Source organism: Ramlibacter aurantiacus (genome assembly GCF_016722895.1).
GTDB lineage: Bacteria > Pseudomonadota > Gammaproteobacteria > Burkholderiales > Burkholderiaceae_C > Ramlibacter > Ramlibacter aurantiacus.
In genome coordinates, this window is the sequence record NZ_JAEQNA010000006.1 from 86,939 (window position 1) to 112,376 (window position 25,438).

Genomic DNA, 25,438 nt, shown 5'->3' on the forward strand with positions numbered 1-25,438 from the left:
TTGTCCTCAGGATGTGGCGGCGCCCGCCCGCAGCCGCGCGAGGTAGGCGGCGCGCGTGCGTTCGGGCGCGTTCATCAACCAGAAGCCGTAGGTCAGCAGCGGGCTGACACCGGCTTTCTGCAGGCCGGCGACGTCGAAGCCGGTGATCAGGGCCGCCTCGTGCGCATCCAGGGCATAGCGGGCAAGCAGCGCCGGCGCATCCTGCGCGAATGCCGTGCGCATGTCGCGCCGAACGCCCAGGTCATACAGCGCGAGTTCCAGGGCCTCGGTGCTCATGGGGCCGGCTCAGTTCTGCTCGATGTTGGCGGCGCGCACGATGCGGCCCCAGCGCTCGTTGTCGGTGCGGATGTACTCCGCGAACTCGGCCGGGCTCATGCTGCGGGTGACCGCGCCGTCCTTGGCCATGCGGGCCAGCAGGTCCGGGTCCTGCACGGCCTTGGTCAGGGCCGCGCCCAGCGTGGCGATCACGTTGGCCGGCGTTCCCTTGGGAGCCGCCAGGCCGAACCACGAGGTGGCGACGACCTCGGGAATGCGCAGCTCGGTGAAGGAGGGGATGTCCGGGGCCGAGGGCGAACGCTCGACCGACGTCACGGCGAAGCCGCGCAGCCGCCCGGCGCTGACGTGCGGAAGCGTGCCCGGCATGCTGCCGAAGTACAGGCCCACCTGCCCCGCCAACACGTCCTGCAGGGCCGGCGCTTCGCCGCGGTAGGGGACATCGCGGAACCTGGCATCGATCGCGTTGAAGAACATCGCGGCGGTCAGGTGGGAGAAGCCGCCCTTGCCGGTGGTCGCGACGGGTGTCTCCACGCCCGCGGCCTTCAGCGCCTGCACCAGTTCAGGCAGGGATTTGGCCTTCTGCGAGGGCGGCGCCACCAGCACGATCGGCGCCTCGCTGATGAAGCCGATGGGCAGGAACTCGTCGAGCCGATAGGGCAGGTTCTTGTAGGTGTGCGGGTTGACCGAGAAGGAGGTGGCCGTGGCCAGCAGGATGGTGTAGCCGTCGGGCGCCGCCTTCGCCACGGTGTCCACCCCGATGATGGTCGCGGCGCCGCCGCGGTTGTCCACGATGATCTCCTGGCCCAGCGTGGCCGACATGTTGCGCGCGACCTGCCGCGCCACGACGTCGGTGGTGCCTCCGGCCGGGAAGGGCACCACCAGGCGGATGGGCCGCTCGGGATACGCTGCCCAGCTCAGGCCGGGGAGCGCCAGCGCCGCCAGCAGGATCATTCGTGCAAACAGGCCCTTGGTCATGGTGTCTCCTGGTGAAAAAGCGGGTTGTCAGATGGCGCTTGCGCGGCCGGCCCAGTGCGGCTCGCGCAGCTTGCGCTTCATCAACTTGCCGGAGTCGTCCCGCGGCAGGTGCGATGTGAAGATGAATTCGCGCGGAACCTTGAAGCCGGCAAGCCGCCTGCGCAGGAACTGCATCAAGTCGGCCGCCTGCGGCTGCGCGTGCGCTGCGGGAATGACGTACGCGAGGAGCTTCTCGCCGTACTCCTCGTCGGGGATGCCGATGACCGCGCAGTCGGTGACGCCGGGGTGGTCGATCAGCACGGATTCGATTTCCGCCGGATAGATGTTCACGCCGCCGGAGATCACCAGGTCCTTGCGGCGGTCCACCAGGAAGAGATAACCCTCCTCGTCGAGGTAGCCCATGTCGCCGTTGGTCACCAGCCCGTCGCGCTCGATCTGCGCGCGCTGCGATTCGGCGTTCTGGTAGGTGAAGTCGGGCACGCCCTGCAGCCCGACGAAGATGTCGCCGACCTGGCCCGGCGGCAGCAGGCGCCCTTCTTCGGAATAGATGCGCAGCGAGCGCCCCGGCCAGGCCTTGCCCAACGTGCCGGGCCGCGCCAGCCATTCCTCGGACGAGGAGCGCGTGACCATCCCGGTTTCGGTGGCGGCGTAGTACTCGTGGATCACCGGGCCCCACCACGCGATCATGGCCTCCTTGACCTCGCGTGAGCAGGGCGCCGCGCCGTGGACCACGAACTCGAGCGAGCTCAGGTCGTAGCGCCGCCGGGTTTCCTCGGGCAGCCGCAGCAGCCGCACGAACATCGTGGGCACCAGGTGCAGGTGCGAGATGCGCTCGCGCTCGATCAGGGCCAGCAGTTGCTCGGCGTCGAAGCGCGGCATGAGCGCGATGCTGCCGCCCGAGCCCAGCACCGCGCGGGTGTAGGTGTTGGGCGCGCTGTGGTACATCGGGCCGGCCATCACGGTGCGGATGCCGGGGTGCAGGTCGAACCACTGCTGCGACAACTGCCCGAAGCGTCGCGCTTCCTCGGGTGGCAGCGCGAAGCGCCGGACGCCCTTGGGGCGGCCCGTCGTGCCGCTGGTGTAGACGATGCTGCCGCGGCTGCCCACCCGTGACCGGTCGCGGACCGGATCGGCGGCCGCGATCACGTCATCGAAGGTGTCGGTGCCGGGTAGCGGGACGCAGAGCGCGGGATCGATGGCGTACGCGGTGCCCAGCATCGCCGGCGTGGGGGACACGATGACGCCGACCTCGGCAGGGATGTCCCCGCGCACCCTGGCATGCAGGTCGGCATGGGCCAGCAGGATGCGCGCCGCGGAGTCACGCAGGATGTACCCCACTTCGTCGCCGGCCTGGTGCCAGTTGATCGGCACCGGGTAGGCGCCCAGCAGCGAGGTCGCGATCATGGCTTCGAGGAAGCAGATGTCGTTGCGCATCAGGATGGCGACCGCGCAATCCTCCTGCGCGCCCCGCTCGCGCAGGGCGCCGGCCAGCCGAGCACCGCGCTCCCACAACACATCCAGTCCCACCCGCACCTCACCCATGCAGGCATATCCGCTGGGGGTGCGATGGGTTTGGGAGTCGGGTTTGTCTGCCATTTATTTTTCGTCCATACTGGCCGGTATGGAAAGTACTTTAGCGGCGCGGCCGGCGGATCGTCAACCGGGGATCGAGCCGTCCTTGTTGCCAGCGGGGTCGTGGCTCGCCCGGTCGCTGCGCATACCGGTGATCGGCGCGCCGATGTTCATCGTGTCGTCGCGCGAGCTGGTGGCCGAGCAGTGCCGCGCCGGCATCGTCGGCTCGTTCCCCGCGTTGAACGCGCGGCCGCAGGAAGAGCTGGAAGGCTGGATCACCTACATCGAGGCGCAGATCGCCGACTGGAATGCCGGCTCGCCCGCCTGGCCGGCGGCGCCCTACGCGGTCAACCTGATCGTCCACCCGTCGAACACGCGCCTGGCGCGTGACCTGGACGTGGTCTGCCGGCACCGCGTGCCGCTGGTCATCACCAGCCTCAACCCGCCGGGCGAGGTCGTGGCGCGGGTGCATGCCTATGGTGGCCTGGTGCTGCACGACGTGAGCACGGTGCGTCACGCGCAGAAGGCCATCGAAGCCGGCGTGGACGGGCTGATCCTGGTGTGCGCGGGTGCGGGCGGGCACACCGGCACGCTCAACCCCCTGGCCTTCACCGATGAAGTGCGGCGCTGCTTCGATGGCCTGCTGGTGGTGTCCGGCTGCATCGCGCACGGGCGGCAGGTGGCGGCCGTGCAGGCCATGGGCGGCGACTTCGCCTACGTCGGCACCCGCTTCATCGCGTCAACCGAGGCGCAGGCCGCCCCGCGCTACCAGCAAATGATCGTGGAAGCCCGCGCCGCGGACATCGTCACCACGAGCGCCGTCACCGGGCTGCCCGCCAACTACCTGCGCGCGAGCTTCGAGGCGCTGGGGATCGAGATCGAATCGCTGCAGCCGCGCGAGCGCAGTTCGTTCTCGTTCGGCAAGCGCGGCGACGGCACCGAGGCCAAGGCCTGGCGCGACGTGTGGAGTGCCGGGCAGGGCGTGGCCGCGATCTCGGCGGTGCTGCCCGCGGCATGCATCATCGACGGCATGGCCGCGGAATACGCCGCGGCTCAGCGGCAATGAGGCGGCAGGAAAAGCTGGTCCAGCGCGGCCTGCCGCAGCGCGAGCTTCTGCGTCTCGGGGTACGCGAAGATCAGCCGCAGGCCGGTGGAGAAGCTGTAGTGCAGGCAGGCCAGCAATTCGGGATCGACCGTCGAGCCGACCGTGGCATAGAGGGTGGCGAGATAGCTCACGCGCTCGCGGTCGACGTCGGCCACCTTGCGCCGCACCTCCGGGTTGCTGCGGGCCCAGTTGCGCACGGCCAGTTCGATCGCCCCGCCGAACTCGTCGATGGGCGAGTTCGTGCCGATGAACGCGATCAGCCGGATCTTTTCCTGCGGCGACGTGCCGGCGTGCTCGACGATCTCGATCACGCGCCGCGTGGCGTGCTGCTTCCATTCCTCGATCAGCGCGAGCAGCAGCTCGTCGCGCGAGGCGAAGTGCCAGTAGAAGCTGCCCTTGGTCACGCCCAGCGCCTTGGCCAGCGGCGGGATCAGCACGGCGTCGACGCCGGAGCGCGCCAGGATGCGCATGCCGGCGCGGATCCAGTCGACCCGCTGGAGGTCGGACTTGGGCGCCTTCTTGGCCGCGGCGCGCTTGCCGGCCGCGGGAGCGCTGGCCTGCGCGCCGGATTTGGCGCGTGCCTTGGCGCTGGTTCGGACCTTGTCGGGGTCGCGGGGCTTCGCCGGGGCGGGATCCCTGACCGGACTCGCGCCCTTGGCCGTGGATCTGGGCTTGACCGCCGACCGGGTGTCCGGCTGGTGCGTGCTGCGCTTCATTTGCTATGAGTGCCTGCGACCCTCAGGCCGTACTGGGCGGTATCCGTGTGGTGGACCTGGGGCGGTTCATTGCCGGGCCGTATTGTGCAACACTGCTTTCGGACCTCGGGGCCGACGTCGTGCGGGTCGAGCGCCCCGGCGGCGGCGAGGACCGCTGGGTGGTGCCCGTGGCCCCTTCCGGCGAAGGCGGCAGCTTCCTTCAGCTGGGCCGCAACAAGCGCTCGGTGTGCCTCGACCTGGGCTCCCCCGCAGGCCGCGAGGTGCTCGAGGCCTTGATCGCGCGAGCCGACGTGGTGGTGGCCAATCTCCCCACCGCGCAGCTGGTTCGACTGGGCCTCGACTACGAGAGCCTGAGCGCGCGGTATCCGCGCGTCATCCTGGTCACCGCCAGTGCCTACGGCGAGCCCGGCCCGCTGGCCGATCGCACCGGATTCGACGGCATCGGCCAGGCGATGTCCGGGGCCGCGTGGTTGTCGGGCCAGCCGGATGCGCCGGTGCGCTGGGCGGCCACCTATGTCGACTTCGGCACCGCGCTGGGCTGCGCCTTCGGCACCCTGGCCGCACTGCGCGCACGGGACCAGAGCGGTCGCGGCCAGCACGTGCGCGGTTCGCTGCTGCGCACAGCGCTGACCTTCTTCAACTCGAACCTGATGGAGACGCAGGCGCTCGGCCACGACCGGGTGCCCAGCGGCAACCGGGGCCAGCAGATGGCGCCTTCGGACCTGTTCGCCACGCGCGATGGACACGTGCTGGTGCAGGTGCTGGGCAATGCGCAGTTCCATCGGCTGGCCGCGCTGGTAGGTCAGCCGGAGTGGATCACCGATGCCGGGTTGCGCAGCGATGCCGATCGGGGCCGCCAGGCCCCGCGCATCTGCGAAGCGGTGGCGCAATGGGCGGCGGCGAGGACCTGCGAAGAAGTTCTGAAGGCCCTCGCCGACCACGGCATTCCCGGGTGCAAGGTGCTCCCGCCGAGCGAGGCCTTGAGCCATCCGCACATGCAGGCGGCGGGGCACTTCCGGCCCATGGACTTTCCCTCGCTGCCCCAGCCGGTGCCGGTGGTGGCGCCCTTGGTCGAGCTCTCCGAGACCCCGGCGAGCTATCGGCGTCGAGCGCCGCTGGCGGGCGAACACACGCGGGAGGTACTCGCGGAACTGGGCTACGGTGAAGAGGAGATCGAGCGGATCGAATCGGCGTCTGCGGCCAGGCGAGGCAGTCCCCGATGAATTGAACCCGCCGGAAGTTCCGGACGATCGCGCCCGGTCCGGCCGGGGGCCCATCACCATGCTCATTCGCGGGGTGCTGGAGTCGCTGGGGCTCAAGGGCCGCGAGCGGGTCAACCCGCACGGACGAACGGCCGGCACCACTGTCGACTCGGCGGCGGCGGCAGCGGCCTTTGACCGTGCATCCATCGCTCAAGGAAACTCGTGCGCCCACGGTGCGAAGGGTGCCCCGGAACCGCGTTGGACGTCGCGCCGCTCTTATCGCCAATCACTCAACGCGAATACGCCGGCTCGGTTGTAGGCCGGCTCGTTCGGCCGGTCCATCGCGACGCCGATCAGGCCTGCGCGAAAGCCTCGCTCGCACAGTCGGCGATAGGCCTCATGGCATGCCATGTTCACGCCTAGTTCCAGCTGGGTGGCGCCAAGGCTCGCAGCCAGCGCATCACAGGCGTCGATCAGCCGATCGAAATGCTTTTCGTCCAGATCGGGTCGCAGGGCGCCGAACTTCACGTAGCACAGGCCGGAGCCGGCTTCGGTGCCGGGTCCTGCGTGACACACGGCAAAGCCGTCCAGCCGTTGCCCTTGCAGCAGGACCGTATCTCCCAGGTTCTGCTCCAGAACCGCTTTGATCTCGCTCGTGACGTCGAGCCCTTCGTACAGCGCATCGGTGATCTGGCGGCACTCCTGCAGCGCCGCCAGGCGCTCGCGTTCTTCGAGCTGGCTGAAACGCGACAGTCCGGACAAGTTCGCGGATAACGATACCGGCCGCTGGAGAATGGGCGTCAGGTAGCGCGGCCAGAATCCGAACCGCTGGTACAGGCCCTGATGCCTGGGGCTGTGCGCAAACGTGAAAAGCGCTGCATGCCGCACGCGCGCAGCCGTTAATACATCGATCGTCGTTTCCATCAAGCCCTTCGCTATACCCTGGTCCCAGAGCGCGGTGTCCACCGACAGCGGACCGAAAAAGCCGAGGCTGCCCCACAGCGTGATGATGTTGGAGCCGGCCAACCGGCCATTCGCCTCCGCGGCAATCGCCCGATCCGGCGCCGCGCGCCATCGAGTTCGCAGGTAGTCCTTGTCGGCGAACAGGTTCGTGATGCCGGTAAACCTGTCGAACGCTCCGCGAAGGATGCGGTCCGCTGCAGTCAGCTCGTTCTCGCGCAGTTGACGCACGGTAAGCCGGGGTCTTGCCTTCATGTCCATGGAGAACCTCCTGTGGTGGCCCGTGACACTCTAGGCGCGGCGTGCTCCCGCAGGAATCCCAAGCTTTTGGGGGGTCGCCACCCGCGCGACGCGGGGGTACCATGCCTCCTCATGGACGTCGAACGGGCACGGCGGGTCCGGCGCGAGATCAAAGCCCTCTGCCAGTCAGGGCTGGACTCCCGCGCGCTGGTGGCCAAGGCCGAGCGCCTGCTGCGCACAGTGATTCCATTCGATCGCGCCTGCTGGCACAACGTGGATCCAGCGACCTCGCTGCTGACGAGCGTGATGGGCGACTCGGCCCCCAGCAATCCGCTTCTGCCGATTCTCGAATACGGCTCGCAAGACCTGAACCATTACGCCGATCTTGCGCGCGCGCGCATTACCGTGGCTGGGCTGCGCGAGGTGACGGGCGGCATGCCAGGCCGTAGCCGCCGCTACCGCGAAGTCCTTGAGCCCATGCATATTGCGGACGAGTTGACGGCGGCATTCGTGGCGGGCGCGGACTTCTGGGGATGCGCGCGCCTGTACCGCAGCGCCCAGTGGCCTGCATTCGATCCCGTCGAGGTCGCCTTCGTCGCCAGTCTGGCCGGCCCTCTGGCCGAAGGCTTCCGCACGGCGCTCATTGCCACCGCGACAGCGGTGGAGGTCGGCCCCGACGGGCCGGGCGTCGTGGTGCTCGATGACGACGGTGGCGTGGCCTCGATCACCTTCGCCGCGCAACGGTGGTTGGGCGATGTGGTGGACGTGGTGGATGTGGTGCCTGGGGCGCCGGGTTCTTTGCCTCATGTGCTGTTTGCGGTTGCGAGCCAGGCGCGCGCCATCGCCGCCGGCGCGTGCACGGATAACCACCTCATCGCCAGCTGTCGCGTTCCCACCCGGTCCGGCCGTTGGCTCGTGCTGCACGGCCAGCGGTTGACTCCCCCAGGTCAGGACGGCCCGCAAGAGCGCGCAGAACGGAAATCACGGACGGCGCCATCCACCGCCGCCCTGCGCGATGGCGGCCAAACCTGCGTGATTGTCGAACCGGCCTGCGCCGCGGAGCTCGCGCCGCTCATGGTTTGCGCCTATGGCCTCACCGATCGCGAACAGCAGGTCACGGGCTGCGTGTTGCGGGGAATGGCCACCAAGGAAATCGCAGCCGCGCTCGGGCTTTCCCCCTACACCGTGTCGGATCACCTGCGGCTGGTCTTCGAAAAGGTGGGCGTCACCAGCCGGACCGAGCTTGCGGCTCTGATCTTCTCCGACCACTACGACCCGCGCATCACGCGGGGAATCCGCCTTGCCGGAGCCGGATGGTTTGTCGATCGGTGAACGCAGTCTCTCAGGAGACCGAAAAAGCAATCAGGACGAGTGCGCTTGCTGTTGCAAGGCCGCCGCCCAGCTACCCTTCCAGGTCCACCAGCTGCCGCCGCACGAAGTCCAGGAACACCATCGTCCGTGCCGGCAGCACCCGGCCGGCGGTGAGCGCGTGGATGGGGATGGACGGGGTGGCCCATTCGGGCAACACCGGCACCAGCTGGCCGCTGGACACCTCCTCGCGGCACAGGCCCGGGGGGAGGGCGGCGATGCCCAGGGCCTGCACGGCCAGGCGGCGGATCATCCCGATGCTGTTCATCGACAGCGCGCCGGTCACCGGCACGCCGCGCTGCTCGTCCTGGCGGCGCAGCGTCCAGAGCGTCTCGATGCCCTTGCCGTCGAAGCGCGCCTCGCGGATGCACTCGTGCGCCGTCAGTTGATCCGGGACGGTCGGCGTGCCGCGCGCCGCCAGATAGTCGGGCGATGCGTACAGGCGCTTGAACACCGAGCCCAGGCGCCGTGTCGTGGCGCCCGAGTCGACCGGCTCGCCGATGTAGATCGCGACGTCGCAGCTCTCGTTCTGCGGGTCGACCCGCCTGGAGGTGAAGTCGAATTCGATCCGCAGGGCCGGGTGCGCCTGGCGCAACTGCGGCAGGCGGGCGACCAGCCGCAACCCGAAATCGGCCGTGGCCACGACCCGCAACAGCCCCCGCGCCTGCAGCCGTGAGCGGCCCAGGTCTTCATGGGCCAGTTCCACGTCCTGCAGCAGCCGCTTGCAGCGTTCGAAGTAGAGCTGGCCTTCCTCGGTCAGCTCGACTCGCTGCGTGCTTCTCTTGAGGAGCTTCAGGCCCAGCTCCTGCTCCAGGGCCGCCACCCGGCGGGAGACGGTGGACTTGGGGCAACCGAGCACAAGGCCGGCCCGGGTGAAGCTGCGCAGCTTCGCCACCTCGACGAACACGGAAAGCGAGCGGAGCGTATCGGGTTTCACCGGGGTCTTGTTCCAGGAAGGGAACGGATTCTCCCAAAAAGCGACCTGTGCGCCAGTTGGGAAACTCCCCAGAATCCGACCCGATGTCGACCCCGCCCGGCTTCCACGTGCAGCTTCGCCCGAGCGGCCACCGCTTCCAGGCGGCCGAGTCCCGCTCGGTCCTGCAGGCGGGGCTGGATGCGGGCTTCAGCCTGCCCTACAGCTGCCGCACCGGCCATTGCCGCAGCTGCCGTGCCCGTGTGGTCAGCGGCCGCGTGGACCACGCCGCCACGCCCCTGAACTACCTCACCCCGGAGCAGCGAGACAAAGGCTACGCCCTGTTGTGCCAGGCCCGGCCGCTGAGCGACCTGGAGCTGCTGGTCGATGAGCTCACCCTGGAGCGGATCCAGCCGCGCGAGATGCCTTGCCGCGTGCGTCGCATCCGCCGGCTGGCGCCCGACGTGGCGGCCCTGGACCTGCGCCTGCCCATGAACGAGAACTTCCGGTTCGCGGCCGGCCAGTTCGTCGACGTGCTGCTGGCCGACGGCCGAACCCGCAGCTACTCGATGGCGACGGTCCCGAAGGCGCAGGGCGTGATCGATCTCGAGATCCACGTGCGCCATGTGCCGGGCGGGCTCTTCACCGACCGCGTGTTCGGCAGCCTGCGCGAAGGCGAGCTGCTGCGCTTGCGCGGGCCGCTCGGCAGCTTCCACCTGCGCGAGGACAGCGATCGGCCCATCGTCTTCCTGGCGAGCGGCACCGGCATTGCACCGATCCTTTCGATGATCGGCGACGCCGCGCTGCGGGCATCGAACCGGTCGATGCGGCTGTACTGGGGCGGTCGGCGCGAGGCCGACCTGTACCTGCCCGCGCCGCCCGGCGTGCCCTTCGTGCCGGTCCTGTCGGAGCAGGAGGGGCCCGGGCGGACCGGTTTCGTCCACGCGGCCGTCATGCAGGACCTGCCCGACTTGTCGGGGCACGACGTCTATGCCTGCGGCGCCCCCGCCATGGTCGAGGCCGCGCGGCGCGACTTCATCGGACGCTGCGGCCTGCCCGAGCAGCAGTTCTTCGCCGATGCCTTCCTGACCCAGGCCGACCTCCCATGAGAATCACGCAAGCCCTGGCCCCGCACGACAACTCGCGCTCGGTGGTGCGGCCCGAATACCTGTCGCACGGCACCGTGCCCAGCTACGAGCTGGCGGCCACGCGCCGCTTCTACGAGGAGTTCCTCGGGCTCGAATGCGTGCGCCATGGCCGCTCGTCGATGGCTGTGCGCTGCGGCATGCGCTTCCATGTCGTCTGCCTCGAGGTGGGCGAGCTGCTGCGGCCGGCCAGCGTGGACAACCACTGGGGCCTGGACGTGGACAGCGCCGAGCGGGTCGACGAAGTCTGGCGCGCGGCCCACGAGCTCAGGCACCGCTACGGCATCCGCACCATCGGCGAGCTGACCACGCAACACGGCGTGTACTCGTTCTACCTGGAGGACCTGGACCACAACTGGTGGGAGGTGCAGTACTACGACGGCACCCAGCACGACGACATGTTCGACTTCGGCGACCGCTTCAGCGGCTCGGATCTCCATGGCACCTAAGCTGCTTCGCTACCACACGCCCGTCGGCCCGCGCGCCGGCTACATGCTGGACGGCGCGTTGTTCGACCTGGAGGACGAGACCGGCCTATCCGACATCGTCCAGGCACTGGACCTCTGGGACGTTCTCAGGCCCGGCAGGCCGGTCGATGCGTCCCGTCTGGCCGCGCCCATCGCGACGCCGGGACAGGTGTACTGCGCCGGGGCCAACTACGTCGACCATCTTCAGGAGATGGCGCGGGCGCAGAACCTGGGTGATATGCAATCGATGAAGGAGCTGGGCGAGAAGCCCTGGCACTTCGTCAAGAGCGGGCGCAGCGCGATCGTGGGGCCTGACGACGTCGTGAAGCTGCCGGCCTGGAGCCAGTCGGTCGACTGGGAGGTGGAACTCGTCGCGGTGATCGGCCGCACGGCCCGCGACGTGACGGCGGCCGAGGCCCTCGACCACGTGGCCGGCTACACCATCGCCAACGACCTGTCCGCGCGCGACGCGTCGCGCCGCCAAGGCAATCCGGTGGGGAGTCCCTTCCACTACGACTGGCTCAGCCACAAATGCTTCGACGGGGCCTGCCCGCTGGGCCCCTGGATCGTGTCCGCCGAGGAGGTGGGCGATCCGCAGGCGCTGGGCATCCGGCTGTGGGTCGGCGACGAGCTGATGCAGGACTCGCACACCAGCCAGATGGTGTTCAGCGTGGCCGAGCAGATCGAGATGCTCTCGTCCCGCGTGACGCTCCATCCCGGTGACCTGGTGCTGACCGGCACGCCGGCCGGCGTCGGCATGCCGTGGCGGCGGTTCCTGCAACCCGGCGAACGGGTCCGGCTGTGGGTGGAGAAAGTCGGCGAGTTCCAACATGGAGTCACACGATGACAGCAGACCCAAGCGAACGGACGAATGCATCCCACCGGCGCCGGGCCCTTGGCATGAGTCGGCGCACCCTGATGCTCGCGGGTGCGGCCCTGCCGGCGATGTCCTGGGTCAGGGCGCAGGGCGCAGGCTTTCCGGAGCGGCAGGTCCGCATCGTCTCGGCCTTCCCCGCGGGGCTGTCGCCGGATGCAGCCACCCGGCTGGTCGCCGAGCGCATGAGCCGGTCATGGTCGCAACCGGTGGTGATCGAGCCCCGGCCCGGTGCCAACGGATTCCTGGCAACGGGCGCCGTCATGGGCGCACCGGCCGATGGCCACACGCTGCTGCTGGCGTCGAACGCGCACTTCACCATCAACCCGGCCCTGATGTCCAAGCTGCCGTACGACCCCGAGCGCGACTTCGTGCCCGTGTCGCTCATCTACCGCGCACCGTTCTTCCTCTACGTGGGCGCGAACAGCCCCTACCAGAACGTGGGGCAGCTGGTCGCCGCCGCCGCCAAGTCGCCGGGGCGCATCAGCTACGCCAGTCCGTACGTCGGCAGCCCGCCGCACCTGGGATGCGCCGCGCTCGCGCACCTGAGCGGGACCGACATGATGGCCGTGCAATTCAAGGACTCGGGGCCGCTCATCGCATCGGTCGTGACCGGCGAAGTCGACTTCCTGCTGCTCACCAAGGGTTCGGCCGCCCCCATGGCGCGGGCAGGCCGCCTGCGCCTGCTCGCCGCGGCGACCGAGCGCCGCGTCGCGTCCGACCCCGAGGTGCCCACCGTGCGGGAGTCGGGTGGCCCGGCCGGCGTGGACGTGCAGTCCTGGGTCGGGTTGCTGGCCCGGCGTGACACGCCGCCCGAGTTGGTGCAGCGCCTGGCGGCGGAGATCGGCCGCGCCAGCGCCGATGCCACCGTGCGTGAGCGGTTGGCGGCGATGGGCGTGGACCCGGCCGCCGGCGAAACCGACCTGGCCGCGACCTTCAGGCGCGAGCTGGCCGCGAACGCGGCGCTGATCAAGCGCGTGGGCATACGCGCCGAATAAGCCTGGGACCGCACGCTCATCGATGGAAGCCCGCGCAGGCGCCTTGCGCTGCCGTGGCGTCACGCCCGAACGTGCCGGCCGGAGCCGGCACGTTGCGCTGCATCCACTTCGACTTCAGCACGCCCTGATCGATCTTCAGGAACAGATCCTTTTCATATCGGCTCGCGTACCCCATGTGCACGTATTCGATCTGCCGCCCCATCGGCACCCGCAGCGTGCCCGAGTACCACTCGGCGAACACGCGCCCATGTGAATGCGGGAACAGCACGCCCAGCGAAGCCAGCGAGCCGTCTTCCAGCAGCCCTTGTAGTGCGGTGAGATACAGCCGGTCCCCGGCGATCTCCCAGCGTCCCACATAGCCGCGCCACAGCGCCGTGCAGTCGGACTCGAAGCAGGGGCGCGCGCGGCCCGCTGAGAAGTAGCACTCCAGGGGCTCGGTGCACAGGGGCAGGTCCTGCCCCTTGTACACAAGTCTTTCGGTGATTTGTGCGGTCATGTCTCGGGTGGTTGGTGCGACATGACCTATTCCATCCGCCACAGGGCTCATGGCGTGAGCCCGCCAACCGAAGGCCCGCTCGCCGGACGCGCCGCCGGGTCAGCTGGCCTTGATCAGGCCATACCGCGCGTGGACCAACTGGAACAACCCGTACCCGATCAATCCCGCGGCGACCAGCCCCAGCAGCCAGACGCCATAAGCCTGCTCGTGCAGGCTGTCCAGGGCGCCACCCAAGCCTCGGGCCTTGCCAGGGTCGTAGGTCAGCGCCGCCCGGACCAGGAAGCCCCCGATCACGCCGAACACGATGCCGCGCGCGGCCATCCCGATCCGCCCGAAACGGACGACCCAGACCCGAGCCGTGGGGCTGAGCCGACCGAGGTCGAGCCTTCCAGGCAGGTCGGTGCGGTAAGCCCGGACGAGCTGGGCCACTCCGAAGGCCACGATCGCCAACCCCACCCCCGCGATGATCCAGCGCCCCATGGGCTGCGCCATCGCCATCGCCGTCCAATCCTGCGGCCCGGAGTCGCCGCCGCCTCCGGCGCCCAGGCCCAGGGCCAGCCGGGTGGCTTGCAGCGCCAGCGCCGCATGGAGGACGCCGCTGATGGCGTAGGCCGCGCGGGTCACCATCCCCTTGCCGTCCGACCCGATGCCCTCGGGATCGAGCCCGGCTTGCACGAACCGCCAGATCGCGTAGCCCACCAGGCCCACGGCAACGATGCCGAGCAGCACCCGCCCGAACGGTTGCTGGAGCACGGCCTGCAGCGCGCCTTGGGAATCGGTCGTCTCCCCGCCCCGACCCAGCGCCGCCTCCAGCGCGAGGCTGCCGATGATCAGGTACACCACGCCCTTGGCCGCGAATCCCATGCGGGCCAAGCGCTGGATCCAGGGCGCGGCTTCACGCACGGCGCGCTTGGCCGAGGTCTGGACGTCGTCTGCTGAAAGGGTCGCCATGGTCGTGCTCCGTGGGTGGATCAGCCGCCGCGTCGGCCGATGGGCGACGCCGTGAAGGGCCTGATAGCACGACTGTCCGGAGGCGGGCGTCCCGCGCGCGTCGGCGCACCTTGACGGATGCCGTAGGAAGCCAGGCGCAGCCATCCCGCCGAGACCACCTGTGCGGCGGGGTGACAATCCGCTTCCGGCAGCAGAGCAGGGGAGGTGGGAATTGAGCGAGCTTGTGCGCCTGTACAGGTACAAGGAACTCCTGGGTGGCCGCCGGGCGGTTCCGGCGGGCGAATTGCAGTCGGCGCTGGAGATCTCGCGCGCCACCTTCAAGCGCGACATCGCCAAGCTGCGCGACCAGCTCAAGATGCCGATCCGCTTCGACAAGGAGCGCGGCGGGTACGTCATGGACATTGCGCACGCCGACAGCAGCGAACTGCCCGGCCTGTGGTTCAGCCCCCAGGAGATCCTGGCCCTGGTCACCATCCAGCAGCTCCTGGCCCAGCTCGAACCCGGCATCCTCGGCCCCAAGCTCAGGCCGCTGCAGGAGCGTTTGTCCGACCTGATGTCCCGTCACGGCCTCACCGCCGGCGACGTCGCCCGCCGCATCCGGCTGGTGCATGCCGGCAAGCGGCAACTGCATCCCGCCCACTTCGAAAGCGTCGCCGCCGGCACCCTGGGCCGCAAGCGCCTGCGGGTGCGGCACTTCAACCGGCAAACCGGTGAAACCCTGGATCGCGTCATCTCGCCGCAGCGGCTGGTCCATTACCGGGACAACTGGTACGTCGATGCCTGGTGCCACCTGCGCGAAGGGCTGCGCAGTTTCTCGGTGGATGCGCTCACCCAGGTGGACGTGATGGAGGAGGGCGCCCTGGAGATCGAGCCCGGCCGCCTGGACGAACACCTGGGCGGCGGGTACGGCATCTTCGGCGGCGCGGCGACTGCCGTGGCGCGATTGCGGTTCACGCCCGAGCGGGCGCGCTGGGTGCGGCGGGAACAATGGCACCCGAATCAGCAGGCGTGGGACGAGGCCGATGGCAGCTATGTGCTGGAGGTGCCGTATGCGGACGACCGGGAGATCCTGGGGGATATCCTGCGCTTCGGGGACGACGTGGAGGTGGTGGAGCCGCAGGGGTTGAGGGTGAAGGTGCGGCAGGCGTTGGTGGAGGCGGCGGGGCGGTACGTGTGAACGCCTTCGGTTGCGCTTGGAGCCACGCGGCCCGCGCCTCTTGATGAACCGCAGTGACCAAGCCGCTACAAACGCCCCTATGCACACTTCCGCCCTCGTCCTCTTCTCCGGCGGCCAGGACTCCGCCACCTGCCTCGCGTGGGCCCTCGACCGCTTCGGGCACGTCGAAACCATCGGCTTCGACTACGGCCAGCGCCATGCGGTCGAACTGGCCTGCCGCACGAGCTTCCTTCAGTCCCTGCGCCAGCGCTATCCCGCGTGGAGCGACAAGCTCGGGGACGACCACCTGCTGGACATGACCCTGCTCGGCCAGATCAGCGACACGGCGCTCACGCAGGCCAAGGCCATCGAGTTCGAGAAGAGCGGATTGCCCAACACCTTCGTTCCCGGGCGCAACCTGCTGTTTTTCACCTTCGCGGCCGCGCTGGCCTATCGCCGGGGCCTCTCGGTGCTGGTGGGCGGCATGTGCGAGACCGACTATTCCGGCTATCCGGATTGCCGTGACGACACGCTCAAGTCCCTGCAGGTCACCCTGGGCCTGGGCCTGGATGCGCGCATGGTGCTCGAGACGCCCCTCATGTGGCTCGACAAGGCCGCGACCTGGCGGCTGGCGGAGCAGCTCGGAGGGAAGGCGCTGGTCGACCTGATCGTCGAACAAACGCACACCTGCTATCTGGGTGACCGCAGCCGCCTTCATGCTTGGGGCTATGGCTGCGGCGAGTGCCCTGCGTGCGAACTGCGTCGCCTAGGGTTCGCGGCCTATGCCAAGCGGCCAGCGGACCCACGGTGACCGGTTGATTCGACGAAGCTGCTGAGGTTCGCAACGCTCATCTCGCAGGCGCCGTCTCCTTCACGAAGCGCGCCACCTCGGACCAGAGGTCCGCATCGCGGCCCACCCAGACATGACCCCCGGACGGGTAGATGACAAGCCGTGCGCCTGGCACGGCCGCTGCGATGTCCCGCGCGGTCGACGCGGTGCCGAAGCGGTCATCTTCCACTGAGATCACCAGGGTCGGCACGGCGATCCGCGCCAGGTCGACGCGTGCGGGATGGCCCGCCAGCTTCGCGTCGTTGAGCATGCCGCGGGTGCGCATCGAAACGGGCAGGATGTCCCGCAGGATGCGATCGACTCGCTGCTGCTCCTCGAGAGGTGCGGTTTGCACGAGCGATGGATCTGTTGCCAGCAGCGTTCGGATCATCTCGTCGCGCCGTGTCTTCAGTCCCAGCCAGAACAGCAGGTCGGAAGCGGCGATGCGGCGCACGACGAATTCCTGAAGCGGGCTCATCTCCACCGGATCGGCGCCGCGGATGTTCGCCGCCGGCACGACCAGGATCAGCGCCGAGCAACGCTGCGGGTGGCGCAGGGCAAATTGCATGGCCGATAGCGCGCCGGCGGAACCGCCCGCCACGGGAACCTGATCGATTCCCAGCCGGTCCAGCAGTTCGGCGAACGCGTCAGCCTGTCGCTCGGACGATGGGTCGTCCGGAAAATCGCTTCGAAGGTAGCCGAACCGCGATGGCGCAATGACGCGGTGACCTTGCCGAATGAACGCCTCTGTGAACGTCAGCCCCTGGTCGAAGCCACCGCCGGTGCCGTGGATCATCAACAGGACCGGCCCCTGGCCTGCCACGGCGTATTCGAGCCGGCCAGACGAAGTAGCGACCGCGTGGCTGCGTCCCGCGATGCGACGCTCCGCCTCACGCATGTCGCGGATGAAAGCGGCGCCAACGACGGCGCCCGTACCCACCAGCACGGCGAGCAGGAAGGTCGTGATGCCTCGCTTCATGGATTCCGTCGCTGAGCCTGGTGAGCCGTGGGCCAACAGGTTGGCGCAGTGGCCAAGCTCTGCGTCGCTAGGGCTGGGCGAGGCCCAGCGCATTCGCCGCAGCCCGCAGCTTGTCTTTCTTGCTGGCCCGCTTCCCCTTGATGCCGCCAGCGCCGCGCTCCCGGGGCGGCGCGGCTTCCGTCGGTTCGAAGCCGGCAACCTGCTCACGCGGCATCGGGACCTGGCTGCGTTTTTCGATCAGGCGCAGGTGTGCTTCGGTGGCGGCGCTGACCAGGCTCACGGCGACGCCGCTGGCGCCGGCACGGCCGGTGCGGCCGATGCGGTGAACGTAGTCGGAGGCCGAACGCGGGAGGTCGTAGTTGATCACCACGTCCAGGGCCGGAATGTCGATCCCGCGCGCGGCGAGGTCGGTCGCCACCAGCACGTTCCACCGCCGCTCCTTGAACCCGGCGAGCATCTCGGTGCGCTGGCCCTGGCTCATCTCGCCATGCAAGGGCACGGCGCGGACCCCGCGCAGGGCGAGCTTGCGCGCGACGTGCTCGGCGGCGTAGCGCGTGGCCACGAACACCAGCGCGCTGCGCCAATCCTCTTTTTGCAGCAGGTGGCGCAGCAGTTCGGTGCGGCGTGGCGCGTCGACCGCGATGGCCCGCTGGGCGATGGCCGGCAGGTCGAGCGGCTGCGGTGCGGCTTCCAGGCGAACCGGCTCGCGCAGGATGCCGTCGGCCAGTTCCTTCACCTGCGGGGGAAAGGTCGCGGAGAACAGCAGGTTCTGCCGCCGCGCGGGCAGGGCCGCCAGCACCCGTTCGCGTTCGGCGGCGAAGCCGAGATCGAGCATCCGGTCCGCTTCATCCAGCACCAGCGTCTCCAGCGCATCCAGCCGCACCGCGTTGCGCGCCAGCAAGTCCAGCAGCCGCCCCGGCGTGGCCACCAGCACGTCGGCACCGCCGCGCAGCAGCAGCATCTGCGGGTTGACCGAACCACCGCCATAGACCACGGCCACCTTGAGGGCCAGCGAGGCCGACGCGCCGAGTCGCCGGAACACGTCGCCGACCTGCGCCGCCAATTCGCGGGTGGGAACCAGCACGAGCACGCGCACGCGCCGCCAGCCGCGGGGCGGCGCGCCGAGCAGGCGCTCGACCAGCGGTAGCGCGTACGCCGCCGTCTTTCCCGATCCGGTCGGTGCCAGCGCAAGCAGGTCGCGGCCCTGCAAGACGATCGGAATGGCCTGGATCTGAATGGCGGTGGGATGCGCATAACCTGCAGCGGCGCACGCGCGCTGCAGCGGTTCGGACAAGCCGGCCGATGCGAAGGTGGGAGCGGTCATGGACTCATTGTCCGCTGCGGGTCGGGGCCACCGGGGCGCCACTCCTTCCAACTGGTCGTGGACCTGGCGGGCAGGAGCCACTGCGCCAATAGAATCGCAGGCCGCGGCGACGCACGCCCGCACTTGTTCCCCTTGAAGCCGGCGTTCCCCGAGAACCTGGAAAGCTGAGGCTGATTTGTCCCGTTTCGATTCGCTCCCCCTGTCGCCTGCCACGCTGGAAAACCTGCGCCAGCTCGGCTATCTGGAGATGACACCCATCCAGGCCGCCAGCCTGCCCGCGGCCCTGCTCGGCAAGGACCTGATCGCGCAGGCGAAAACCGGCAGCGGCAAGACCGCCGCGTTCGCGCTGGCTTTGCTGGCCAACCTCAATGCGCGCCGCTTCGCGGTGCAGTCGCTGGTGTTGTGCCCCACGCGTGAACTCGCCGACCAGGTCACGAGCGAAATCCGCCGGCTCGCGCGCTCCGAAGACAACGTCAAGGTGGTCACGCTGTCGGGCGGCGTGCCGCTGCGCGGCCAGACGGCAAGCCTGGGGCACGGCGCGCACGTGGTGGTCGGCACGCCCGGGCGGGTGATGGACCACCTGGACCGCGGCAACCTGTCCCTGGAGGCGCTCAACACGCTGGTGCTGGACGAGGCCGACCGCATGCTGGACATGGGCTTTTCGGCCGACATCGAGAAGGTGGCGCGGCAGTGCCCCTCCAGCCGGCAGACGCTGCTGTTTTCGGCCACATACCCCGAGGGGATCGCCCAGTTGGCGGCGCGCTTCCTGCGCGAACCCGTCACGGTCAAGGTGGACGCGCAGCACGGTGGCGAGCAGATCGAGCAGCGCTGGTACGAGGTGGGCGAATCCGAGCGGCTGCGGGCCGTGGCGCGGCTGCTGGATCACTTCCGGCCCGAGCGCACGCTGGCGTTCTGCAACACCCGGGCCCGCTGCCGCGAACTCGCCAACTTGCTGCAGGCCCAGGGCTACAGCGCGCTGGCGCTGCACGGCGATCTCGAGCAGCGTGAACGCGACCAGGTGCTGGTGCAGTTCGCCAACGGCAGTACCTCGGTGCTGGTGGCCACCGATGTCGCGGCCCGGGGCCTGGATGTGGCCGGGCTGGACGTCGTCATCAACGTGGAGGTCACCCCCGACCCCGAGGTGCATGTGCACCGGATCGGCCGCACCGGCCGCGCTGGCGAGAAGGGCCTGGCCTTGAGCCTGGCCAGCATGGACGAGATGGGCGCGGTGGGGCGCATCGACGAGTTGTCGGGGCGGCCTTCCGCGTGGCGGCCCTTGTCCGAACTCACGGGTTCCGACGCGCCGCGCCTGCTGCCCACCATGGCGACCATCCATATCCAGGCCGGACGCAAGGAGAAGATCCGGCCCGGTGACGTGCTGGGTGCGCTCACGTCCGACCTGGGCTACACGCGCGAACAGGTGGGCAAGATCGACATCAACGAGTTCGCCACCTATGTCGCCATTCGTCGCGACCTGGCTGCCGAAGCGGCGTCGCGCCTGAACGGTGGCCGCATCAAGGGGCGCAGTTTCAAGGCGCGGCTGCTGGGTGACTGAGCGGCTTGCGCGAGTGTCTTGGAGGCGGTGGCGTCGGCTCACCTGGCCAGCACATACAGCGCCGCCATCAGCAAGCCCATCGCCGCCAACCAGGCGCCCAACACGCGTGGTGCGACTTGCCGCAGGGCAGGTGCCAGCCGCTGATCCGCGTATTGAAAAACGACGTACAGCACCCCGAACAGCAGGCCTGCGGCCACGAGCGTGCCGGCGATCTCCGTCCAGGTGGCGGCCGGAATGCCGCCGCTCATGCCGACCGCCAGGCCCACCGGCGCCATGGCCGGCAGCAGCGCACGCGCGCGCGGACGCAGGCCGGCCATCGCCCACGCACCGAGGATGGCGAGAGCTACCGCCACGGCGGCGTTGTGCCAACGGGCCGGGGGGAACACGACGGAGCCGACGGCGCCAGCCAGCAAGACGGCCACCGCCGCCCACGCGGCTGCGGGCCGGATCACCCGCGCCAGCAGTGCCGCGGCAACGAGCAGCGCGACCGCCATCGGCTGCTGCAGGAAAAAGAGGGCGCCTTCGGCCACGCTGCCAGTGCCCTCAGCGGGCATGCACGAGAAGCGTGGCGAACCGGCTGCGCCACGGCTGCGTGTCCTGCTCCGGCATCTCCAGTTGGGTGGCCCGAAGCAGCCAGCGGCCGGCAAAGGGCAGGGCCAGCCGGACCTGGCCCTGGGCATCACTTTGCCGCCAGACGCCCAGTGCGTGGCGGTCGTTCACGAACTCCAGCCACTGGCCTGCCAGCGGCGCGCCATCGCGAAAGACCTGGTAGGTGGTGGGCTGGCCGACGCGGATCGCATCGCTTCCCATGGGAACGATCTCCAGGGCCAGCCCCTGCGCTTGGCGAAGGGCTGCGGCAACTGGCGCGCCGTCTGCAGCCGGCAGCTCGATCCTGATGAACTTGCGATAGGTCTCGCGCCAGGCAATGGACTTTGCGCGCTGCTGCGCCCATCGCGCCTGGATCTCCGGCGCGGGCCGGATTTCCCTGAAGTAGGTATCGACCAGTTCGGGTGTCATCTCCGCCTGGTGCGGCTTGAGCTCGACCCAGCATGCGGCGCCGCCCGATGCATCCAGGCGCGCCCGCAGCTCGAGCTTGTCTGGGTGTTCCTGGCGCGGCGTCAAGAGGGCCGCAGCGCCGCCTGGGCCACGGCACGCGGCCTGCGCGAGGCTGGCCGCGCCCGGGCGTGAGTCACGCAGCGGAAAGCGCGGCCCGGTGGCCAGCTCCAGCTGCAGCAGCCTCGCGTCGGCATCGCCCGGGGGGCGGCTCAGCCAGCTGTCGTGGGCATATGCCGTCCACGACAGCGTCAACGCGCAAAGGCCCGCGGGGACGCGGCCCATGGTGGTCATGCCAGCAGCCCCACCCACATCAGCACGCCGGCGAGCGCCATGGTCGCACCGGCGCCGCGCAACACGGCTCTGCCACGCGGTAGGCGCTCGATCTGCCCCAGGGCGATGCCCAGCAGGTGCAAGAGGCCGGTCGCGATCACGAATCCTGCGGCGTAAGCAGCCGGCGACGCGGCCTCGGGCAATTCGGTGCCGTGCGCGTGACCGTGCAGCACGCCGAATGCGGCCACCAGCGCAAGCGCCGCGGCCGTGGGCGCGCGCCAGGCGGCCACGATGGCCAGCCCGAGCAGCGCCACGGAAAGGGCGATGCCCGCCTCGACCGAGGGCAGCGGCACACCGGCCATGCCCAGCAAGGCGCCCACCACCATCAGCAGGGGAAAGACGACGGGCAGCGCCCAAATGAGTGGAGCGCCCAGAAAGGCGCCCCAGATGCCGACCGCCACCATGGCCAGCAGGTGGTCCAGGCCCTGCACCGGATGGAGCAGGCCCGAGACCAAGCCGCGCTCGCCGGCTTGCGCCACGTGCGCGAAAGCCGCGTCGCAGAACAGCAGGAGGGCCGCCGACAAGCCGGCCCTCCTGCTGCCCGCAACGCCCGAGGGGTTGGCCACCTGCGTCACAGGGCGGTGGGTTCGGCCGTGTCGGCCACCGGCAAGGTGATGTTGCCCAGCGACAGCGGCTCGACCGTGTCGCTGGCCGTGCCGATCAGCTCCTTCAGGTAGGTCACCAGGGCGCCCACACTCCCCAGGGCGGACTGCGGCACGGTTTGGGTCGTGCCGCCGGCACCGGTATCGATGCCGTCGCCGCCACCGCCACCGCCGCCGCAGGCGACCAACAGCGTGCACGCCGCGGCCAGGGTCCATGCGTTCTTGATGTTCATCGTGAGGTCTCCGCTTCAGGGGTAGGTGGTGCCTGCCGCCGGGGCCGGGTTGAAGTTGCCGGGAAGCGGCGTCGTGAGGTACGGGAAGGCCGCGCCGTAGTTGGCGGCGGTCTTGCGCACGCCGTCGGTCAAGGCCAGGCCGCCGGCCGGCGCGTCCGATGGTGCACAGCCGACCTGCAAGGCATCGCTGTTGCCAGTCAGCACGCACAGGGCGCCCATGGCCACGCGCAAGGACAGGTCCACCGTATCGTCGGCCGGGCGCCGCCCATTGGGGAAGCCCGCGTTGTCACCGCCCGCCACGCCCAGCGGGTTCTGCGAGCCAAGAGGCGTCGGCGCAATGCTGGTGTTCAGGCGCAGCATCTCGCTGGGCGTCACGTTCAGGGGCTTGTTCAAGCCGGCGATGCCGGTGAGGAAGGCCGCCACCAGGTCGGTGCGCGGAAACTTGGTCGGCGCGACCGCGCTCGGGAACAGCGTCTGGATCAGCGCCGGCAGGGTGGGGTTGGTCACGTAGTCGATGAACTTCGCGTCGTCCCTGGGCTTGGACGCATTGAAGCGGTCCTTGTCGTCCAGCCCGATCACCAGTTCATTGACCAGCGGCATGCCCAGGCGCGAGACCTGTGTCCACGCACCGCCGGCTTTGCTGGCCCGGCCGATGCCGCTGGGCGGATCGCCATCCACCAGACGAGCCTGGCGCACGCTGGCGGTGGTGAAGGCGCCGATGACCGGATCGCTGCCGCTGGTCAGGCAGGCGATCGGCACCTCCATCGCGATGGTGCTGATGTTCTTGCCCTCGAGGTCGTTGTTGTTGCCGCCGCTCTCGGCGCCGAGGGGGTTCAGGTTGAACAGGTCGAAGCTCTTGCCCACGGCGATGTAGAACGGCTCCTTGCGTTGCCCCACGAACACCTTGGCCGGTGCGCTGCAGCCGGGCAGGGCCACGGTGTAGAGGTGCTGGGCCGCGTAGGCCGCATAGCCGCCCGCGCCTCCGAAGGTCTTCTCGCCGATGTTGTCCACCGGCTTGTCGAAGGTGCTGGCGCCGCCGGCGGTGTTCACGACGGCCGAGCGGGTGCCGCTGCGCCGGTCACCGCGCACCACGTCCATGCTGTAAGTCTCCCGCACGAGCAGCGAGGCCGGGTTCACGCCGGACACGCCTCCATTGATGATCAGCGGAATTTTCACTGGCTTGCCACCGACCATGATCGGCGTGCCCTTGGACGTGTTCTGGAATCTGAACTGGAAGCTGAGGTCTTCCTTCGCGTCGCCGTTGTTGTCGATGTGGATCTCGTACAGGGCGTCCGGATCGAACATGTAGTAGTTGGGTCCGCCCTGCGGATCCTGGAACGGCATGTAGTTGGCCAGGATCGTCACGTAGTCCTGGCGCCCGCTCTCGTAGCTTCGGAACATGTAGAGATCGGTGGCGTCGACCTTGGGCATGCCGGCGATGGCCGGTGCCTCACGGTGGCTGGATGCCATGCTGGCCGTCGCGGCGCAAAGCGCGATGACGACACCGGCTGTCGGAAACGGGATTTTCATAAGAACTCCTGACGCTGTTGCTGGGTGAAGAGCACATGCGGGTGGTGGATGAGCCGCCACGCGCCCTGGGAACTAGCGCATGGTGACGGTGGTACGTAGACGCGGGTGAGTCGGTGTGTAGGACGAGGCCGCGTCGTACGGCCCAGGCATCGGGTGCGTTCCGGATGGCCATCGCGGCTCGTGATCCAATCGCCCTCGCGCGGCGTACAAGGGTCATGACCCCCGCCGCTTCAACCAGGATGGCACCGGCTCGCGGCCGAACCGTCCGGCGTGCCGACGCGTTTTCGCGCCATCGCCCCCGGGGCGACTTTTTCCGTATGCCGACCAACGACCAGTTGAACGAGTGGATCTGCGCCGTCGCCAGCAACGGCGATCGCGAGGCGTTCGCCGCACTGTTCCGGCATTTCGCGCCGCGCGTGAAGGGCTTTCTCGTCCGGTCGGGCACGCCGGCGCCAGTGGCCGAAGACCTGGCGCAGGAGGCGATGGTGATCCTCTGGCGGCGTGCCGCCACATTCGATCCGCAGCGCGCGGCGCTGTCCACCTGGGTCTTCACGATCACGCGCAACCTGCGCGTCGACTACTTCCGCCGCGCGAAGCTGGACGTCGCCGCGGGCGCGTACCCGGATCCCGACAGCGAGGCGGGGGACGAGGCCCCGCAGGTCGCCGATCCGCAGCCCGGGCCTGATGAATGGGCGCAGGTGGCCGAGCGCGAGTTCAGCGTGCGCCGCGCGTTGGCGGAACTGCCGCCCGAGCACGCATTGGTCCTGCGGCTGTCCTTTTTCGAGGAACAGCCGCACGCCACCATCGCCCGAGAGCTGAAGCTTCCGCTGGGCACGGTGAAATCGCGCATCCGGCTGGCGGTCGCCCAGCTCCGCCGAAAACTGGATCAGCTCGCACCATGATCGGACACCATCCCCCCGAAGAATCCCTGCTCGCGCTGGCCGCGGGCCGCCTGGGCGCTGGACCCGAGGCGGTCGTCTCGGCCCATGTCGAAAGCTGCCCCGAGTGCGCCGGCAGGCTGCGCGTGTTGAACGCGGTGGGCGGCGCGCTGCTGGAACAAAGCGAGCCGCACGCCCTTGCGGCCAACGCGCTTGCCGCGACGCTCCAGCGCCTGGGCGACGTGCCGCAGCGGCCGCCTCGGCGACAGGAGGGCGCGGTACCGCCAGCCGCGTCGTGGCTTCCCAGCGACTGCGCCTGGCCGGCCAGCCTGCGCGGCTGCGAGCTCGGTCCCTGGCGCAGGGTCGGGCCTGGCAGGCGGATCTGCCGTGTGCGGCTTGCGCATGGAAACGGCGGTTCGCTGTTCCTGTTCGGGATCGAACCCGGGCGCAGCTTCCCACGGCATGGGCACGAGCGACTGGAGCTGACCCAGGTCCTGTGCGGCGCGTTCTCGGACGGCCGGGCCGTCTTCGGCCCGGGCGACTTCGACACGGCGGATGCCGACGTGCAGCACGAGCTGGTGGCCCAGCCCGGCGCGATGTGCGTGTGCCTGACCTGGATCGAAGGGCGCCTGCGCTTCGACAGCGGCATCGCCGCAACCATCGCCCGCTGGGTGGGGGTCTGAAATAGGAGGCCCGCAGCTCGAGCGA

General features: G+C 69.4%; 27 protein-coding genes. 12 read left to right on the top strand and 15 right to left on the bottom strand.

Translation table 11 applies throughout. The features are described 5' to 3' along the window. Positions 1–6: 6 nt before the first annotated feature. The 3 genes from JI739_RS16065 to JI739_RS16075 are packed head-to-tail and all read right to left on the bottom strand — an operon-like array spanning position 7 to position 2,847. Positions 7–276 carry a hypothetical protein gene (locus tag JI739_RS16065; RefSeq protein WP_201684947.1) on the bottom strand — a complete coding sequence of 90 codons (270 nt, stop codon included), beginning with the start codon at positions 274–276 and terminating at the stop codon, positions 7–9. Positions 277–285: 9 nt separating this feature from the next. Beyond that, positions 286–1,251, bottom strand: a complete 966-nt coding sequence (locus JI739_RS16070) for a Bug family tripartite tricarboxylate transporter substrate binding protein (protein ID WP_201684948.1) — start codon at positions 1,249–1,251, stop codon at positions 286–288. Positions 1,252–1,278: 27 nt separating this feature from the next. Then, positions 1,279–2,847 carry an AMP-binding protein gene (locus JI739_RS16075; protein ID WP_236589775.1) on the bottom strand — a complete coding sequence of 523 codons (1,569 nt, stop codon included), beginning with the start codon at positions 2,845–2,847 and terminating at the stop codon, positions 1,279–1,281. Between the two features lie 142 nt (positions 2,848–2,989). Here JI739_RS16075 and JI739_RS16080 point away from each other — a divergent pair, with 142 nt between their 5' ends. Continuing rightward, positions 2,990–3,889 (top strand): NAD(P)H-dependent flavin oxidoreductase, encoded by a 900-nt coding sequence (locus tag JI739_RS16080; RefSeq protein WP_236589804.1) that lies wholly within the window; start codon positions 2,990–2,992, stop codon positions 3,887–3,889. Here the strand turns inward: JI739_RS16080 and JI739_RS16085 are convergent. Next, positions 3,877–4,644: a TetR/AcrR family transcriptional regulator gene (locus JI739_RS16085; protein ID WP_201684950.1), complete on the bottom strand. Its 768-nt coding sequence runs from the start codon at positions 4,642–4,644 to the stop codon at positions 3,877–3,879. The genes JI739_RS16080 and JI739_RS16085 overlap by 13 nt on opposite strands. A 5-nt stretch (positions 4,645–4,649) precedes the next feature. Here JI739_RS16085 and JI739_RS16090 point away from each other — a divergent pair, with 5 nt between their 5' ends. Further along, positions 4,650–5,867 (top strand): CaiB/BaiF CoA transferase family protein, encoded by a 1,218-nt coding sequence (locus JI739_RS16090; protein ID WP_201684951.1) that lies wholly within the window; start codon positions 4,650–4,652, stop codon positions 5,865–5,867. Positions 5,868–6,122: 255 nt separating this feature from the next. Here JI739_RS16090 and JI739_RS16095 read toward each other — a convergent pair whose 3' ends face one another. Further along, positions 6,123–7,067: a GNAT family N-acetyltransferase gene (locus JI739_RS16095; protein WP_201684952.1), complete on the bottom strand. Its 945-nt coding sequence runs from the start codon at positions 7,065–7,067 to the stop codon at positions 6,123–6,125. Positions 7,068–7,178: 111 nt separating this feature from the next. On the opposite strand from JI739_RS16095, the gene JI739_RS16100 reads away from it, so the two are divergent. Then, positions 7,179–8,378 carry a helix-turn-helix transcriptional regulator gene (locus tag JI739_RS16100; RefSeq protein ID WP_201684953.1) on the top strand — a complete coding sequence of 400 codons (1,200 nt, stop codon included), beginning with the start codon at positions 7,179–7,181 and terminating at the stop codon, positions 8,376–8,378. A gap of 70 nt (positions 8,379–8,448) precedes the next feature. On the opposite strand, the gene JI739_RS16105 is transcribed toward JI739_RS16100, so the two are convergent. Further along, entirely contained in the window at positions 8,449–9,351 is a 903-nt protein-coding gene (locus JI739_RS16105; RefSeq protein ID WP_201684954.1) for a LysR family transcriptional regulator, read from the bottom strand. A gap of 83 nt (positions 9,352–9,434) precedes the next feature. Between JI739_RS16105 and JI739_RS16110 the strand changes: the two genes are divergently transcribed. From JI739_RS16110 to JI739_RS16125, 4 genes are read left to right on the top strand one after another with little or no spacing between them, the layout of a single operon-like run. Continuing rightward, positions 9,435–10,436, top strand: a complete 1,002-nt coding sequence (locus tag JI739_RS16110) for a CDP-6-deoxy-delta-3,4-glucoseen reductase (protein WP_201684955.1) — start codon at positions 9,435–9,437, stop codon at positions 10,434–10,436. Then, positions 10,433–10,921: a VOC family protein gene (locus tag JI739_RS16115; protein WP_201684956.1), complete on the top strand. Its 489-nt coding sequence runs from the start codon at positions 10,433–10,435 to the stop codon at positions 10,919–10,921. Before JI739_RS16110 ends, JI739_RS16115 begins: the two co-directional genes overlap by 4 nt. Further along, entirely contained in the window at positions 10,911–11,786 is an 876-nt protein-coding gene (locus tag JI739_RS16120; protein ID WP_201684957.1) for a fumarylacetoacetate hydrolase family protein, read from the top strand. Before JI739_RS16115 ends, JI739_RS16120 begins: the two co-directional genes overlap by 11 nt. A 53-nt stretch (positions 11,787–11,839) precedes the next feature. After that, positions 11,840–12,811 (top strand): Bug family tripartite tricarboxylate transporter substrate binding protein, encoded by a 972-nt coding sequence (locus tag JI739_RS16125; protein ID WP_201684958.1) that lies wholly within the window; start codon positions 11,840–11,842, stop codon positions 12,809–12,811. A 16-nt stretch (positions 12,812–12,827) separates the two neighbouring features. Here the strand turns inward: JI739_RS16125 and JI739_RS16130 are convergent, their stop codons facing one another. Together JI739_RS16130 and JI739_RS16135 are read right to left on the bottom strand one after the other, a co-directional pair. After that, positions 12,828–13,307 carry a hypothetical protein gene (locus JI739_RS16130; RefSeq protein ID WP_201684959.1) on the bottom strand — a complete coding sequence of 160 codons (480 nt, stop codon included), beginning with the start codon at positions 13,305–13,307 and terminating at the stop codon, positions 12,828–12,830. 99 nt (positions 13,308–13,406) lie between these two features. Further along, positions 13,407–14,258: a DUF1206 domain-containing protein gene (locus JI739_RS16135; RefSeq protein WP_201684960.1), complete on the bottom strand. Its 852-nt coding sequence runs from the start codon at positions 14,256–14,258 to the stop codon at positions 13,407–13,409. Between the two features lie 211 nt (positions 14,259–14,469). On the opposite strand from JI739_RS16135, the gene JI739_RS16140 reads away from it, so the two are divergent. Together JI739_RS16140 and queC are read left to right on the top strand one after the other, a co-directional pair. Next, positions 14,470–15,435 carry a helix-turn-helix transcriptional regulator gene (locus JI739_RS16140; RefSeq protein WP_201684961.1) on the top strand — a complete coding sequence of 322 codons (966 nt, stop codon included), beginning with the start codon at positions 14,470–14,472 and terminating at the stop codon, positions 15,433–15,435. Positions 15,436–15,514: 79 nt separating this feature from the next. Further along, positions 15,515–16,225: a 7-cyano-7-deazaguanine synthase QueC gene (gene queC / locus JI739_RS16145; protein ID WP_201684962.1), complete on the top strand. Its 711-nt coding sequence runs from the start codon at positions 15,515–15,517 to the stop codon at positions 16,223–16,225. A gap of 37 nt (positions 16,226–16,262) precedes the next feature. On the opposite strand, the gene JI739_RS16150 is transcribed toward queC, so the two are convergent. Together JI739_RS16150 and JI739_RS16155 are read right to left on the bottom strand one after the other, a co-directional pair. Further along, entirely contained in the window at positions 16,263–17,222 is a 960-nt protein-coding gene (locus JI739_RS16150; RefSeq protein WP_201684963.1) for an alpha/beta fold hydrolase, read from the bottom strand. 67 nt (positions 17,223–17,289) lie between these two features. Continuing rightward, a complete protein-coding gene (locus JI739_RS16155; RefSeq protein WP_201684964.1) occupies positions 17,290–18,546 on the bottom strand; it encodes a DEAD/DEAH box helicase in 1,257 nt (418 codons plus the stop codon). Positions 18,547–18,721: 175 nt separating this feature from the next. Here JI739_RS16155 and dbpA point away from each other — a divergent pair, with 175 nt between their 5' ends. Further along, positions 18,722–20,101 carry an ATP-dependent RNA helicase DbpA gene (dbpA, locus tag JI739_RS16160; protein ID WP_201684965.1) on the top strand — a complete coding sequence of 460 codons (1,380 nt, stop codon included), beginning with the start codon at positions 18,722–18,724 and terminating at the stop codon, positions 20,099–20,101. 38 nt (positions 20,102–20,139) lie between these two features. Here dbpA and JI739_RS16165 read toward each other — a convergent pair whose 3' ends face one another. Genes JI739_RS16165 through JI739_RS16180 form a run of 5 tightly spaced genes read right to left on the bottom strand, consistent with a single transcriptional unit; the run spans position 20,140 to position 23,852 of the window. Next, complete coding sequence (locus JI739_RS16165; protein ID WP_201684966.1) at positions 20,140–20,655, bottom strand: hypothetical protein; 516 nt, start codon at positions 20,653–20,655, stop codon at positions 20,140–20,142. After that, positions 20,645–21,439 (bottom strand): DUF4198 domain-containing protein, encoded by a 795-nt coding sequence (locus JI739_RS16170; RefSeq protein ID WP_201684967.1) that lies wholly within the window; start codon positions 21,437–21,439, stop codon positions 20,645–20,647. Before JI739_RS16170 ends, JI739_RS16165 begins: the two co-directional genes overlap by 11 nt. 5 nt (positions 21,440–21,444) lie before the next feature. After that, positions 21,445–22,011, bottom strand: coding sequence for a HupE/UreJ family protein (locus JI739_RS16175; RefSeq protein WP_236589777.1), 567 nt, complete (start codon positions 22,009–22,011; stop codon positions 21,445–21,447). 47 nt (positions 22,012–22,058) lie between these two features. Continuing rightward, positions 22,059–22,322 carry a hypothetical protein gene (locus tag JI739_RS24530; RefSeq protein ID WP_236589779.1) on the bottom strand — a complete coding sequence of 88 codons (264 nt, stop codon included), beginning with the start codon at positions 22,320–22,322 and terminating at the stop codon, positions 22,059–22,061. Positions 22,323–22,337: 15 nt separating this feature from the next. Then, complete coding sequence (locus JI739_RS16180; RefSeq protein ID WP_201684969.1) at positions 22,338–23,852, bottom strand: DUF4331 domain-containing protein; 1,515 nt, start codon at positions 23,850–23,852, stop codon at positions 22,338–22,340. A 317-nt stretch (positions 23,853–24,169) separates the two neighbouring features. Here JI739_RS16180 and JI739_RS16185 point away from each other — a divergent pair, with 317 nt between their 5' ends. Both JI739_RS16185 and JI739_RS16190 read left to right on the top strand, forming a co-directional pair. After that, positions 24,170–24,754: a sigma-70 family RNA polymerase sigma factor gene (locus JI739_RS16185; protein WP_236589782.1), complete on the top strand. Its 585-nt coding sequence runs from the start codon at positions 24,170–24,172 to the stop codon at positions 24,752–24,754. Further along, entirely contained in the window at positions 24,751–25,413 is a 663-nt protein-coding gene (locus JI739_RS16190; RefSeq protein ID WP_201684971.1) for a ChrR family anti-sigma-E factor, read from the top strand. The genes JI739_RS16185 and JI739_RS16190 overlap by 4 nt, the downstream gene beginning before the upstream one ends. Positions 25,414–25,438 lie beyond the last annotated feature (25 nt).

Bases quoted from the DNA above. Each gene is read 5' to 3' on its own strand.
- JI739_RS16065 (WP_201684947.1), bottom strand. From the start codon at position 276: ATGAGCACCGAGGCCCTGGAACTCGCGCTGTATGACCTGGGCGTTCGG.
- JI739_RS16070 (WP_201684948.1), bottom strand. From the start codon at position 1,251: ATGACCAAGGGCCTGTTTGCACGAATGATCCTGCTGGCGGCGCTGGCG.
- JI739_RS16075 (WP_236589775.1), bottom strand. From the start codon at position 2,847: ATGGCAGACAAACCCGACTCCCAAACCCATCGCACCCCCAGCGGATAT.
- JI739_RS16080 (WP_236589804.1), top strand. From the start codon at position 2,990: ATGTTCATCGTGTCGTCGCGCGAGCTGGTGGCCGAGCAGTGCCGCGCC.
- JI739_RS16085 (WP_201684950.1), bottom strand. From the start codon at position 4,644: ATGAAGCGCAGCACGCACCAGCCGGACACCCGGTCGGCGGTCAAGCCC.
- JI739_RS16090 (WP_201684951.1), top strand. From the start codon at position 4,650: ATGAGTGCCTGCGACCCTCAGGCCGTACTGGGCGGTATCCGTGTGGTG.
- JI739_RS16095 (WP_201684952.1), bottom strand. From the start codon at position 7,067: ATGGACATGAAGGCAAGACCCCGGCTTACCGTGCGTCAACTGCGCGAG.
- JI739_RS16100 (WP_201684953.1), top strand. From the start codon at position 7,179: ATGGACGTCGAACGGGCACGGCGGGTCCGGCGCGAGATCAAAGCCCTC.
- JI739_RS16110 (WP_201684955.1), top strand. From the start codon at position 9,435: ATGTCGACCCCGCCCGGCTTCCACGTGCAGCTTCGCCCGAGCGGCCAC.
- JI739_RS16115 (WP_201684956.1), top strand. From the start codon at position 10,433: ATGAGAATCACGCAAGCCCTGGCCCCGCACGACAACTCGCGCTCGGTG.
- JI739_RS16120 (WP_201684957.1), top strand. From the start codon at position 10,911: ATGGCACCTAAGCTGCTTCGCTACCACACGCCCGTCGGCCCGCGCGCC.
- JI739_RS16125 (WP_201684958.1), top strand. From the start codon at position 11,840: ATGAGTCGGCGCACCCTGATGCTCGCGGGTGCGGCCCTGCCGGCGATG.
- JI739_RS16130 (WP_201684959.1), bottom strand. From the start codon at position 13,307: ATGACCGCACAAATCACCGAAAGACTTGTGTACAAGGGGCAGGACCTG.
- JI739_RS16135 (WP_201684960.1), bottom strand. From the start codon at position 14,258: ATGGCGACCCTTTCAGCAGACGACGTCCAGACCTCGGCCAAGCGCGCC.
- queC (WP_201684962.1), top strand. From the start codon at position 15,515: ATGCACACTTCCGCCCTCGTCCTCTTCTCCGGCGGCCAGGACTCCGCC.
- JI739_RS16150 (WP_201684963.1), bottom strand. From the start codon at position 17,222: ATGAAGCGAGGCATCACGACCTTCCTGCTCGCCGTGCTGGTGGGTACG.
- JI739_RS16155 (WP_201684964.1), bottom strand. From the start codon at position 18,546: ATGACCGCTCCCACCTTCGCATCGGCCGGCTTGTCCGAACCGCTGCAG.
- JI739_RS16165 (WP_201684966.1), bottom strand. From the start codon at position 20,655: ATGCCCGCTGAGGGCACTGGCAGCGTGGCCGAAGGCGCCCTCTTTTTC.
- JI739_RS16170 (WP_201684967.1), bottom strand. From the start codon at position 21,439: ATGGGCCGCGTCCCCGCGGGCCTTTGCGCGTTGACGCTGTCGTGGACG.
- JI739_RS24530 (WP_236589779.1), bottom strand. From the start codon at position 22,322: ATGAACATCAAGAACGCATGGACCCTGGCCGCGGCGTGCACGCTGTTG.
- JI739_RS16180 (WP_201684969.1), bottom strand. From the start codon at position 23,852: ATGAAAATCCCGTTTCCGACAGCCGGTGTCGTCATCGCGCTTTGCGCC.
- JI739_RS16185 (WP_236589782.1), top strand. From the start codon at position 24,170: ATGCCGACCAACGACCAGTTGAACGAGTGGATCTGCGCCGTCGCCAGC.
- JI739_RS16190 (WP_201684971.1), top strand. From the start codon at position 24,751: ATGATCGGACACCATCCCCCCGAAGAATCCCTGCTCGCGCTGGCCGCG.